Origin of the sequence: Actinoplanes octamycinicus (genome assembly GCF_014205225.1) — a bacterium.
GTDB classification, from domain to species: Bacteria; Actinomycetota; Actinomycetes; order Mycobacteriales; family Micromonosporaceae; genus Actinoplanes; species Actinoplanes octamycinicus.
In genome coordinates this window covers 4,951,599-4,964,701 of the sequence record NZ_JACHNB010000001.1, presented here as the reverse complement: position 1 = coordinate 4,964,701, position 13,103 = coordinate 4,951,599, and the positions used below count along the sequence as shown (strand labels likewise).

The window sequence follows — 13,103 nt, the reverse complement described above, 5'->3', positions numbered from 1 at the left end:
TTCATCCACCGACCGTCCGGAATCATCCCCGCGGGACCATCCAGTCCAGCACCGGTGTCCCCTGCAGGGTGACCAGCACGCACATGAAGAGCAGCAGGACCGCGCTCCACAGCACGACCTTGCGGAAGATGTCGCCCTCCTTGCCGGCCATGCCGACCGCGGCCGCGGCGATCGCCAGGTTCTGCGGGCTGACCATCTTGCCGAGCACGCCGCCGGACGAGTTGGCCGCGGCGAGCAGCAGCGGGTCCAGGCCGGCCTTCGCCGCGGTCTGCACCTGCAGCGCGCCGAAGAGCGCGTTCGACGAGGTGTCCGAGCCGGTCACGGCCACGCCGATCCAGCCGAGGATGGAGGAGAGGAAGAGGAAGACGCTGCCGGCGGTGGCCAGGAAGGCGCCCAGGGTGTTCGTCTGGCCGGACTGGTTCAGCACGTAGGCGAGGGCCAGCACGGCCATCACCGTGACGATCGCGTGCCGCAGCTCGACGTAGGTGCGGCCGTAGGCGCGCAGCGCCGCGCCGGGGCGGACGCGCAGCACGATCGCGGTCAGCACGCCCGCGAGGATCATCAGAGTGCCGGCCGCGGCCAGCCAGCCGAAGGTGAAGTTGGTGGAGGACAGGGGTTTGCCGTTGGCGCCCAGGACGTCGAGGCCGGGCCAGTGGAAGACGACGGTCCAGGGCTCCTGGGCCAGGGCGTCCTTGATCGGGCCGAGGTTGGCGATCGCGAAGATCACGATGATGATCAGGTAGGGCGCGTAGGCGCGTAGCACCTCGACGTTGGTGTCCCGCTGAACGACTGTGCGGGTGGTGCCGCCGCCGGCGGGCTCCGGTTCCACGGCCGGGTCGACGCGGGCCGGCTGCCAGAAGCGCAGCAGCAGGACCACCGCGGCCGCCGCCGCCAGCGACGCGATGATGTCGGTCAGCGGCACCGAGATGTAGTTCGACGCGACGAACTGCCCGGCCGCGAAGACCACCCCCGCGACGATCGCGGCGGGCCAGGTCTGCTTGACGCCGCGGCGCCCGTCCACCACGGCGACCAGCACCAACGGTACGACGACCGCCAGGATCGGCGTCTGCCGCCCGACCATCGCGCCGAGGGTCTCCGTGGTCAGCCGCGGGTCGCTGGACGCCCCGGCGGTGACCGTCCCGAGCGTGGTGATCGGCGTGGCCAGGGCCCCGAAGGCGACCGGCGCGGTGTTCGCGATCAGCGCCACCGAGGCCGCCCGGATCGGCGGGAACCCGAGCGCCATCAGCATCACCACGGTCACCGCCACCGGCGTGCCGAACCCGGCGAGCGCCTCGAGCAGCGCCCCGAAGCAGAACGCCACGATGATCGCCTGGATCCGCATGTCCGGGCTGACCCGCTCCATCGACCGCCGCAGCACGTCGAAGTGCCCGCTCACCACGGTCAGGTTGTAGACCCAGATCGCGTTGATCACGATCCACAGGATCGGGAAGAAGCCGAACGCCGCACCCTCCGAAGCGGACAGCAGCGCCTGCCCGACCGGCATCGAGTAGACGGTGACCGCCACGATCAGCGCCACCCCGAGCGAGATCAGCCCGGCCAGCCAGGCCCGCACCCGGAACACCCCGAGCAGCAGGAACAGTGTCAGCAGCGCGAGCACGGCGAAGATCGCCGACAGCGCCACGGAGTCCGCGACGGGATCGGTAACGATCTGGAACTGTTCCGCGAGCAGGACATCCGCCATGGCAGCCATCCAGGGACGTCGATCACCTTTCCCGCAATCTAGCCCCAACCCCGGCGAAGCGAAACCGGTCAGCGGGAGCGCAGGGCCAGCCAGATGCGGTCGGCGGTGAACGGCAGGTCGGTCATCCGGACGCCGGTGGCGTCGCGGAGCGCGTTGGCCAGGGCCGGCGCGACCGGGTTGAACGGGCTCTCGCTCATCGACTTGGCGCCGAGCGGACCGATCGCGTCCGACGTCCGCGCGAAGTGCACCTCGGTGAGCGGCGTGTCCGCGAAGGTCGGCAGATGGTACTGCCGGAACGTCGTCGTGCTGACCGCACCCGACGCGTCGAGGTCCACGTGCTCGGCGAGGGTCGCCCCGAGCGCCTGCGCCACCCCGCCCTCGATCTGGCCGCGCAACTGCAGCGGGTTCATCACCGTCCCGGCGTCCGCGCTGTGCACGCTGGCCAGGATCCGCAGCTCGCCGGTGTCCGGATCGACCGCCACCCGGAACCACTGCGCGTTGAACGCCACCGACCGCGGCGTCCCGTCGAAGTGCCCGTGCCCCACCTCGCCGCCGGAACCGCGCAGCTCACGGGCCGCCCGCAGGACCGCCTCCCCGGCGACCACCACCCCGGTCGACGCGAACGCCCCGGTGTCGTGCGGCACCAGGTCGGTGTCCGACTGCCGGATCACGATCCGGTCCGGCGTGGTGCCCAGCTCGTCGGCGGCGATCTGCGCGTGCACCGTGGTGCTCCCGTTGCCGAACTCGGCCGTGCCGACCGCGAGCTCGTACCGCCCCTCCCCCAGCGCCCGGATCGTCGCGTCCGCGTAGTGCCCGCCGGGCGGCCCGGCCGCGATCATCGCGATCGCCATCCCCTCGCCGACCAGCCAGCCGTCCGGCGCCTCCTCCGCAGTCCCGGAGCAGGCCCGCATCCGGTCCAGACACTGGTCCAGCCCATAGGAAGCGATCCCGAGGTCATCGACGTGATCACCGGGAGCGGTCAGATCATCCCCGGAGCGCACCACGTTCACCTCGCGGAAGTCCACCGGGTCCATGCCGATTTTTCGTGACAACTCGTCCAACACCGACTCGACGGCGAAGGTGACCTGCCCGAGCCCGTAGCCACGGAACGCCCCCGCCGGCACGGTGTTGGTGTACACCGTCCGGGCGTCCGTCCGCATGTTGGCGCATTTGTAGACCGCGACCGACTCATGACACCCGTGGAACATCACCGAAGGACCATGATTTCCGTACGCCCCGGTGTCCACCAGCACCTCGAGCCCGAGTGCCGTGATCGTCCCGTCCCGCCGCGCCCCCGCCTTGACGGTCACCACGAACGGATGCCGGGTGGTCGCCCCGGCGAACTGCTCCGACCGTGTGTACTCCCACTTCACCGGCTGCCCGGTCCGCAGCACGGCCAGCGCCACGAGGTCCTCGACCAGCATCTCCTGCTTGCCGCCGAACCCGCCTCCGACCCGCCCGGTCAGCACCCGCACCCGGTCCAGCGGCAGGTCGTAGAGCCGCGCCACGGCCCGCCGGGTCAGGAACGGCGTCTGCGTGCTGGACCGGATCACCAGCCGCCCGTCGTCGTCGAGCCAGCCCACCGCCCCGTGCGTCTCCAGCGCGGCGTGCTGCACCCGGGCCGTGGTGAAGGTCGCCTCGTACACCTCGTCCGCCGCGGCGAACCCGGCCGCCACGTCGCCCAACGTCGCGTGCAGCTCGGCGACCACGTTCCGGTCCAGCTTGTCGCCGTGCACCAGCGGCGCGTCCGGGGCGAGCGCGGCGACCGGGTCGAGCACCGCCGGGAGCACCTCGTATTCCACCCGCAGCCGCCGGCACGCCTCCTCGGCCGCCGCCTCGCTGGTCGCCACCACCGCCGCGACCCGCTGCCCGGCGAACCGCACCACCTCGTCCAGCACCCGGGTGTCCGCCGGGTCCTCGGCCGCGTTCTCGTGCTGCGCGGTGGAGAAGAGCCGGTCCGGCGCGTCCTTGTGGGTGAGGATCAGCTCGACCCCGGGCACGAGCGCGGCCGCCGCGGTGTCCACCGCCACGATCCGGGCGTGCGCGTGCGGCGAGCGCAGCACCTTGAGGTGCAGCAGGCCGGGCACGTCCAGGTCGAAGGTGTACCGCGCGGTCCCGGTGACGACCTGTGGCCCGGCCGGGGCGCCGAGCGGCGAGCCGACCGCCGGGCCGGAGGTCCACACGTGACAGCGCCCGGCGACGGCGTCCGCGATCGCGCGGTAACCGGTGCAGCGGCACAGGTTGCCCTTCAGCGCCCGGGGCAGGTCGGCACGCTGCTCGGCGGTGAGCGACGCGGTCGTCATGATCAGGCCGGCCGTACAGAAGCCGCATTGGAATCCTTGCGCGTCCAGGAACGCCTGCTGCACGGGGTGCGGGTCGTCGGCCGTGCCGAGGCCCTCGATCGTGGTCACCGACCGCCCCTGCGCGCGGAAGGCCGGGTAGACGCAGGAGTGCACCGGCTGCCCGTCGACGTGCACCGTGCACGCTCCGCAGTCGCCGGCGTCGCACCCCTTCTTGACCCCGAAGCAGCCCTCCTCGCGCAGGTAGGTGCGCAGGCACTGACCGGGGCGGGGCGCGCGCTCGTGCGGCGTTCCGTTGATCTGCACGCTCATCCGCTCAGCTCCGTCCTGATCTGCTCCGCGTAGTGCCTGGTCAGATGCTTGCGCCAGACCGGCCGGCCGTGCACGTCATCGGTGTAGGCGTCGAACGGGATGGTCGCCAGGGCCGCCTCGACGTCGGCCGCCGCCGGCCCGGGCGGGAAGCGGAAGACCCAGGGCCGCCGGGTCGCCGCGGTCACCGTGAGTGTCAGTCCTCCGGCCGGCTCCACCCGGCCGATCACCAGCGCCGCGGATCGGCCATGCACATGCAAAGACCCTTTCCGGTACGCCGTCCGTCCCGCCAGCGCGGGCCCGGGCAGGAAGATCGACCGCAGCAGCTCGCCCTCTCGCAGCACGGTCGCCCCCTCCCCGGTGACGAACTCCGCCACCGGCACCCGGCGCTCCCCGCCGTCCGCGCCGAGCAGCGTGCACACCGCGTCCAGCGCCGCGCCCAGCGAGATCATCGGCCCGGCCGGCAGCGCCGCGCACAGGTTCCCGCCGACGGTGGCGACGTTCCAGATCTTGAATGAGGCCAGGAACGAGTGGCAGCACCGCTGGACCAGCTCACTTCCGGCGAGATGCCCGGCGAAGTGCCCGGACAGCTCGGCGATCGTGCAGGTGGCCGCGATCTCCACGCCGCCGGCCCGCTCGGTGATCGCCGGCCAGCCGGCCGACGGCAGGTCGAGCAGCCGGGTGATCCGCGGGCGTGGCTCACCGAAGAGCGCTGTCCCGCCGCCCAGCCAGGCGTCGCCGGGCCGCCACATCCCGGGCGCGGCCGGGCTGATCACTTCGGTCACGGTGTGCAGGTCCACGTCCGCACGCTACGCGCCGCGTGTTTCCGATCATGGCACTCCGGGACGCGGGACCTTCCGCGTACCGAAACCGGGTCTTTCGGCCCTGAGGTGTTGATGTCCGCTGGTCAAGGCTCGGAACGACATTGCGGAAAGGATCTCTGGTGGATTCGCTCGACCTGTCGCGGTGGCAATTCGGAATCACCACCGTGTATCACTTCATCTTCGTTCCGATCACGATCGGCCTTTCCGCCCTGGTAGCCGGTCTGCAGACGGCCTGGGTCCGGACCGGGAAAGAGCACTACCTGCGGGCCACCAAGTTCTGGGGCAAGCTCTTTCTGATCAACTTCGCGATCGGCGTGGTCACCGGCATCGTGCAGGAGTTCCAGTTCGGGATGAACTGGTCCAACTACTCCCGGTTCGTCGGCGACGTCTTCGGCGCCCCACTGGCCATGGAGGGCCTGCTCGCCTTCTTCCTGGAGTCGACGTTCCTCGGTTTGTGGATCTTCGGCTGGGACCGGCTGCCGAAGCGCCTGCACCTGGCCACCATCTGGACCGCCTCGATCGGCACCATGCTGTCCGCCTACTTCATCCTGGCCGCCAACTCCTGGATGCAGCACCCGGTCGGCTGGCGGATGGGCGCCGGCCGGGCCGAACTGACCAGCATCGGGGCGGTGCTCACCAACAGCACCACGCTGGTCACCTTCCCGCACACGCTGACCGCCTGCTTCCTCACCGCCGGCGCGCTGCTCCTCGCGGTCAGCGCCTGGCACCTGCGCCGGCGCAACCAGGAGGAGGTCTTCCGGCCGTCGCTGCGGCTCGGCGCCTGGGTGGTGCTGATCGCCGGGATCGGCGTGCTGATCAGCGGCGACCTGCAGGCCCGGGTGATGACCGAGCAGCAGCCGATGAAGATGGCCGCCGCCGAGGCGCTCTACGAGAACACCGAGTCGGCGTCGTTCTCGGTCTTCACGGTCGGCTCGCTGGACGGCCGGGAGGAGGTGTGGAGCGTCCGGATCCCGTCGCTGCTCTCCTTCATGGCCACCGGCGACCCGTCCGGTGAGGTCGAGGGCATCAACGACCTGCAGGCCGAGTACCAGGAGAAGTACGGCGAGGGCGACTACACCCCGATCGTCCCGGTCACCTACTGGTCGTTCCGCCTGATGATCGGCTTCGGTGGCCTGGCCATGCTGGTCGCCCTGGCCGCGCTCTGGGCCAACCGCGGCGGGCGGCGGGCAACCGGCCGCTGGCTGTGGATCGCCGGGATCAGCACGGTGGCGATGCCGCTGCTGGCCAACTCGTTCGGCTGGATCTTCACCGAGATGGGCCGCCAGCCGTGGACGGTGTTCGGACTGTTCAGGACCGGCGAGTCGGGCAGCCCGGCGGTCTCCACCGGCGAGGCGGCCACCGGCCTGATCGTGCTGACCCTGCTCTACGGCGTCCTCGCGGTGATCGAGATCGGGCTGTTCCTGAAGTACGCCCGGGCCGGCGCCCCGGACATCCCCGCCGTCGACGAGGCCGAGGACCGGCCGCTCGCCTTCGCCTACTGAGGACGCACCCATGGAACTCACCACTGTCTGGTTCGCCCTGATCGCTGTGCTCTGGGCCGGCTACTTCCTGCTCGAGGGTTTCGACTTCGGCGTCGGCATCCTGCTGCCCTTCGTCGGCACCGATGAACGCTCCCGCCGCCTGGCGATCAACACGATCGGCCCGGTCTGGGACGGCAACGAGGTGTGGCTGCTGGTCGCCGGCGGCGCCACCTTCGCCGCCTTCCCGGAGTGGTACGCCACCCTGTTCAGCGGCTTCTTCCTGCCGCTGCTGCTGATCCTGGTCGCGCTGATCGTGCGCGGGGTGGCCTTCGAGTACCGCGGCAAGCGGGACGGCGTCGCGTGGCGCAAGCGCTGGGACCTCGCGATCTTCGTGGGCAGCCTGGTCCCGGCGATCCTCTGGGGTGTCGCCTTCGGCAACATCCTGCGCGGCGTGCCGATCGACGCCCAGCACGAGTACGCCGGTGGCTTCATCGGCCTGCTCAACCCCTACGCGCTGCTCGGCGGACTGACCACGCTGGCGCTGTTCACCCTGCACGGCGCGGTGTTCCTGGCGCTCAAGACGGACGGCCCGATGCGCGTCCAGGCCGGCCGGATCGCCGAGACGCTGGCCCTGGTCGCGGTGCCGGTCGCCGCCGGTTTCCTGATCTGGACCGGGATCACCCACACCGACGGCTGGGGTGTCACCCTCTCCGCGGCCGCCGCGATCGCTCTGGTCAGCGCGATCCCGCTGACCCGGGCGCGGCGGGAGGGCTGGGCCTTCGCCGCCACCGGCGCCACCCTGCTGCTCGCCGTCGCGGCGCTGTTCGTGACGCTGTTCCCGGACGTCATGCCGTCCACCCTCGACCCGGCCCACAGCCTCACCGTGCACAACGCCTCCTCGACGCCGTACACGCTCCGGGTGATGACCTGGGTGGCGGTCTTCTTCACCCCGCTCGTCCTGCTCTACCAGGGCTGGACCTACTGGGTGTTCCGCAAGCGCCTCAAGCTCAGCGACATCCCCGGATGAAACCCTTGGATCCACGACTGCTTTCGTACGCCCGGAGCACCCGTGCGTACCTGGCGGCCACCGTCGCGCTCGGCGTCGTCCACGCCGTGCTCCTGGTCGCCCAGGCCACCCTGCTGGCCCAGGCGATCACCGCGGTCTTCCTCGGCCACCGGCACCCGTCCTGGGCGCTGCTGGCCGTGGTCCTGGCCGCCCGCGCCGCGGTGTCCTGGCTCCAGGAGCTGGCCGCCGCCCGGTCGGCCGCCGCGGTCAAGAGCGAGCTGCGCGGTCAGCTGCTGGACCACCTGATCGCCCTCGGCCCGGCCCGGCGCCGCCCGGCCGGTGAGGTCGCCACCCTGGTCACCCACGGCCTGGACGCGCTCGACGGCTATCTCGCCCGGTACCTGCCACAGCTGGTCCTGGCGGTGCTCGTGCCGGGCATCGTGCTGGCCCGGCTGCTGCCCGCGGACCTGACCGCGACCATCACGATCATGGTCACCCTGCCGCTGATCCCGGTCTTCATGGCGCTGGTCGGGATGCACACCGAGGCGCAGAACCGCCGCCAGTTCCGGCTGCTGTCCCGGCTGTCCCACCACTTCCTCGACGTGGTGGCCGGCCTGCCCACGCTGAAACTGCTCGGCCGAGCCCGCGCCCAGGCCGGCATCATCGCCCGGATCAGCGCCGAGCAGCGCCGGCACACCATGCGTACGCTGCGCACCGCCTTCCTCTCCTCGCTGGTCCTGGAACTGCTGGCCACCCTGTCGGTGGCCCTGGTCGCCGTCGGCATCGGGCTGCGGCTGGTGGCCGGGGAACTGGACCTGACCACCGCGCTGCTGGTGCTGATCCTGGCGCCGGAGGCGTACCGCCCGCTGCGTGAGGTGGGCGCGAACTACCACGCCAGCGCCGAGGGGCTGGCCGCCGCCGAGGAGGTCTTCACCATCCTGGAGAGCCCGGAGCCGGCGCGCGGGACCCGGACGCCGGTCTCCGGACCGATCGTCTTCGACGACGTCGAAGTCCGCTTCCCCGGACGCGCCGAACCAGCCCTCCGGCTCACCGCGACCGTCGCGCCCGGCGAGGTGGTGGCGCTGACCGGGCCGTCCGGCTGCGGCAAGTCGACCGCCCTCGCCGTGCTGCTCGGCTTCGCCACACCCACCGCCGGCCGGGTCACCGTCGGCGGCATCCCGCTCACCGACCTGGACCTGGACGCGTGGCGGAGCCGGCTCGCCTGGGTGCCGCAGCGGCCGCACCTGTTCGCCGCCACGGTGCGCGACAACATCACCTTCGGTTCCGGCCGGCCGGAGGCGGCGGCCGAGGCCGCCGGCGTCGCCGGGTTCGTCGCGGGTCTGCCGGACGGCTACGACACGCTGCTCGGCGACGCCGGGACCGGGCTGTCGGCCGGGCAGCGCCAGCGCGTGGCGCTCGCCCGGGCCTTCCTGCGAGACGCCCCGATCGTGCTGCTCGACGAGCCGACCGCCAACCTGGACGAGACGACCGCGGCCGGGGTGATGGCCGCGATCCGTGAGCTGGCCCGCGGCCGGACCGTGCTGATCGCCGCCCACCGACCGGAACTGGTCAGCCTGGCCGACCGGGTGATCGAGGTCGGGACGACCGGCGCCACCGTTCTGGAGCCGGCATGACGACCTCCACTCTCCGGGTGCTGCGCCCGGCCTGGGGCCGGCTGTCGCTGGCCGTGCTGGCCGGAACCGGAGCGGCCGGCGCCGCGGTCGCCCTCACCGCGGTGTCCGCCTGGCTGATCTCCCGGGCCGCGCTGCACCCGCCGATCCTGCACCTGATGGTCGCCATCGTCGCGGTCCGCGCCTGCGGTCTGGGCCGGGGCGTGCTGCGCTACCTGGAACGGCTGATCGGGCACGACGCCGCGTTCCGGGTCCTGGCCGGGGTACGGATCGCCCTCTACCGCCGGCTCGAGGTGCTCGCCCCGGCCGGGCTGGCCGGCTTCCGCCGCGCCGACCTGGCCCAGCGCCTCGCCGCCGACGTGGACGCGGTGCTCGACCTGGTCACCCGGGTGCTGCTGCCGTACGCCGTGGCCGCGGCGACCGGGCTCGCCTCGGTGCTGGTGATCGGCGCGCTGGTGCCGGTCGCCGGGCTGGCGCTGGCGGTGGCGCTGCTGGTCACCGGGGTGGCGGTGCCGCTGCTGCAGCGGGTCGCCGCGCGCCGGGCCGACGGGGCTCTCGCTCCGCTGCGGGCCGGCCTGGCCACCGCGGTGGTGGACCTGGTGCACGGGCTGCCCGACCTGCTGGCGTACCAGCGGATCGACGTCCTGCGGGACCGGCTCGCGGACCTGGACGCCCGGCTGACCTCGGCGTCGCGTCGCTCGGCGGCGACCGCCGGCCTGGGCGCCGCGGTCACCACGCTGGCCACCGGCGCGGCCGTGCTGGCCGGCCTGCTCGCCGGCGCCGCCGCGGTCCGCGCCGGTGACCTGCCCGGCGAGTTGCTGGCCTTGGTGGTGCTCACCCCGCTCGCCGTCTTCGAGATCGCCGCGCCGCTGCCGGCCGCCGCCCAGCGGTACGCCACGGCGCGCGCCTCGCTGTGCCGCCTCGCCGAGATCAGCGCCGCGCCGGAACCGTTGCGTAGCGGCCCTGAGAGCCCCGCTACGGCCGCGGCGCGCCCCACCGGTAACCGAGTCCCGGAATTGCGCCTGGAACGCGTCACGGCGGCCTGGACGCCCGACCGGGTCGCGGTCCGCGATGTGGATCTTGTATTGCCGCCGGGCGCCCGGGTGGCGCTGACCGGGCCGAGCGGCGCGGGCAAGAGCACGGTGGCCGCGCTGCTGGTGCGCTTCCTGGACCCGGTGGCCGGACGGGTCACCCTGGACGGGGTGGATCTGCGCGACATTCCGGGCGACCGGGTCCGCGAGGTCGTCGGCTACCTGCCAGAGGACGCCTACCTGTTCGACACCACGATCGCCGCCAACCTGCGGATCGGCCGGCCGGCCGCCACCGACGCGGAACTGCTGGACGCGCTCGGCCAGGCCCGGCTCCGGGACTGGGCCGCGTCGCTGCCGGACGGGCTGCAGACGCTGGTCGGCGAGCACGGCATGGCGCTCTCCGGCGGGCAGCGGCGGCGGCTCGCGCTGGCCCGGCTGCTGCTCACCGGGGCCCGGGTGCTGATCCTCGACGAGCCGGGCGAGCACCTGGACGACGCCACGGCCCGGGCCCTGATCCGTGATCTGCTCACGGCGGCCGGCGACCGGACCGTCCTGCTGATCACCCACCGCACCGCCGAACTGGCCGGTCTGCGGGAGGTCAAGCTGCCCTCGGCGGCCGGTCAGGCCGGCCGGCCCGCTCTCCGATCAGGCCGGTGAGGAGGCCGGAACCGGGACCGGGACGGGCGCCGGGACCGCCGGCAGGGTGATCGTGAAGGTGCTGCCCCGGCCGACCACCGACTGCACGGCGATGCTGCCGCCGTGGTCGCGGACGATGTCCCGGACGATCGCCAGGCCCAGGCCGGGGCCCTGCACCGCCTGGTCCATCGCGTTGCCGGCCCGGTGGAACGGGGTGAACAGGCCGGACACGTCCTCGGCCGGGATGCCGATGCCGGTGTCCGTGACGGCGACCGTGACGGTCCGCTCGTCAGCGCCGCACTGCCAGGTCACGCTGCCGCCGGCCGGGGTGAACTTGATCGCGTTCTCCATCAGCTTGCGCAGCGCCCGGCGCAGCTGGGTCTGGTCGCCGCGCACCCAGGCCGGCCCGGCGTCGAAGCTGACCGTCAGATTCTTGGCCCGCGCCGCCGCGTCCAGCTCGGCGTGCACCACGGTGGCCAGGGTGGCCACGTCGAGCGGCTCGGCGGCCGCGCCCGCCCCGTCGTCCGGCCGGTCGAGCAGCAGCAGGTCGCCGATGGTGTCCTGGAGCCGGTGACCGTTGCGCAGGATGGCGTTGACCGACCGGCGCTGCATCGGGTTCAGCTCGTCCTCCTCGTCGGCGATCATCTCGGCGTACCCGAGGATGCTGGTCAGCGGCGTCCGCAGCTCGTGCGTGACGGTCTGGATGAAGACGTCCTTGCGCTGGTCGAGCATCCGCAGCTCGCTGATCAGCAGGTCCTGATGCACCCGGATGCTGAGCTGGCGCAGCGCCCGCTCGATCTCCCGGCCCACGCTGGTCAGCAGCCGGTGCTCCGGCTCGGTGAAGGCCGGCAGGAACTCCCGGATCACCAGCAGCTGGCCGCCGGGGCACTCGGCGTCGCCGCCCATCGCCACGGCCAGGCCACCGGCGCACGGCACCGGGCCGCCGGGCGGCACCGCGCGCAGCTCGGCCGCGGCCGCCGCGGGCAGCTCCGGGGCGGTGTCCGGCCAGCGCACCGAGATCTGACCGGTGCCCGGCACGAATAGGCTGCCGTACACCGCGTCAGCGCCGAGCGCGCCGCCGATCCGGGCGACCACCCGGGTGCCGACCACCAGCGGGTCGTCGCCCTCCTGCTGCAGCTCGGCGGCGACCGCCTGGCACAGCCAGGCGCGAGCGGTCCGGGCCTGCTCGGCTGCGAGCAGCTGCTCGGTCTGCGCGGACAGGTCGTTGAGCGCCTCGATCACGGTACTCAGTTCAGCCGCGCCACCCGCCTCCGCGCGGGCCGACCGGTCGCCGGCCGCCTGCCGCCGGATCGTCTCGCCGACCCGGGCGAGCGGGACCAGCAGCTGCCGGCGGCTGACCCGGGCCAGCAGATAGCCGGCCACCAGGACGGCCAGCACCAGGACGCCGGAGACGGCCGCGAGGAGTCGTTCGTCGCGCGCGGCGGCCGCGTGCTCGGCGCGAAACTCGGCGCCGAGCGCGTCGTCGGCGGCGGCGTTGACCGCGCGGAGCCGGTCGAAGAGTTGCTTGCCCAGGACGTTGTCGCGGTCGGCCCCGCTGGCGGCGCGGTCGGCGTACTGGACGAGCCAGTCGTTGGCGGCCTGCCGCTCGGCCTCGATCAGTTTGCGGGCCGAGACGTCACGGCTCTGCGCGGCGGCCCGGGCCAGCGCGGCGAGCCCGGCGCCCCGGCCGTTGCGGTAGGGCTCCAGGAAGAGCCGCTCGCCGGTGAGCTGGAAGCCGCGCACCCCGGTCTCGGCATCGGTCATCCGTTGCAGCGCGAGCCGGTTCGCCTCGCGAGCGGCGTCGATCCGCGCCGAGCGCCGGTCGTGCTCCTCGCGCAGTCGCGAACCGACGCCGAACTGCACCACAAGGAACGCCGTGAACAGCACCAACAGGGCGGCGAAGCCCAGGTTGAGCCGGCGCTGCAGCCTCACCGGCCGCGCTCCTCTGAGGCGATCATGTTCCTCACATCGGCAGGGGCCGGGCCGGACATGAGGCAGCCCGGCCATTCAGGGGAGATCAACATCGGCCGAACGGCGAGACGCATCGGCGTAGCGGCCCGAGAAACCGGTTGCTGAGAGTTGTCTGGATTTCGTTACCGATCCGTGACCGACGATGAGGTGTCACCTGTGGTTACCGTCACGACCTTCAATAACGGCTGGTTGTCCGGTTTGTTGTCGGAATT

General features: G+C 72.7%; 8 protein-coding genes. 4 read left to right on the top strand and 4 right to left on the bottom strand.

The annotated features are described in order from the left end of the window. Positions 1–22: 22 nt before the first annotated feature. The 3 genes from BJY16_RS21695 to BJY16_RS21685 form a co-directional block, all read right to left on the bottom strand. Positions 23–1,702 (bottom strand): L-lactate permease, encoded by a 1,680-nt coding sequence (locus BJY16_RS21695; RefSeq protein WP_185041417.1) that lies wholly within the window; start codon positions 1,700–1,702, stop codon positions 23–25. A gap of 68 nt (positions 1,703–1,770) precedes the next feature. Next, on the bottom strand, positions 1,771–4,314 hold the full coding sequence (locus tag BJY16_RS21690; protein WP_185041416.1) for a molybdopterin-dependent oxidoreductase: 2,544 nt from the start codon (positions 4,312–4,314) through the stop codon (positions 1,771–1,773). Further along, on the bottom strand, positions 4,311–5,111 hold the full coding sequence (locus BJY16_RS21685) for an FAD binding domain-containing protein (RefSeq protein WP_185041415.1): 801 nt from the start codon (positions 5,109–5,111) through the stop codon (positions 4,311–4,313). Before BJY16_RS21685 ends, BJY16_RS21690 begins: the two co-directional genes overlap by 4 nt. Before the next feature lie 143 nt (positions 5,112–5,254). Here BJY16_RS21685 and BJY16_RS21680 point away from each other — a divergent pair, with 143 nt between their 5' ends. From BJY16_RS21680 to cydC, 4 genes are read left to right on the top strand one after another with little or no spacing between them, the layout of a single operon-like run. Continuing rightward, entirely contained in the window at positions 5,255–6,637 is a 1,383-nt protein-coding gene (locus tag BJY16_RS21680) for a cytochrome ubiquinol oxidase subunit I (RefSeq protein WP_185041414.1), read from the top strand. Between the two features lie 10 nt (positions 6,638–6,647). Continuing rightward, entirely contained in the window at positions 6,648–7,643 is a 996-nt protein-coding gene (gene cydB, locus BJY16_RS21675) for a cytochrome d ubiquinol oxidase subunit II (protein WP_185041413.1), read from the top strand. Next, positions 7,640–9,256 (top strand): thiol reductant ABC exporter subunit CydD, encoded by a 1,617-nt coding sequence (cydD, locus tag BJY16_RS21670; RefSeq protein ID WP_185041412.1) that lies wholly within the window; start codon positions 7,640–7,642, stop codon positions 9,254–9,256. The genes cydB and cydD overlap by 4 nt, the downstream gene beginning before the upstream one ends. Continuing rightward, on the top strand, positions 9,253–10,941 hold the full coding sequence (gene cydC, locus BJY16_RS21665; RefSeq protein WP_185041411.1) for a thiol reductant ABC exporter subunit CydC: 1,689 nt from the start codon (positions 9,253–9,255) through the stop codon (positions 10,939–10,941). The genes cydD and cydC overlap by 4 nt, the downstream gene beginning before the upstream one ends. Here the strand turns inward: cydC and BJY16_RS21660 are convergent. Then, complete coding sequence (locus BJY16_RS21660; RefSeq protein ID WP_185041410.1) at positions 10,930–12,852, bottom strand: sensor histidine kinase; 1,923 nt, start codon at positions 12,850–12,852, stop codon at positions 10,930–10,932. The genes cydC and BJY16_RS21660 overlap by 12 nt on opposite strands. Between the last annotated feature and the right edge of the window lie 251 nt (positions 12,853–13,103).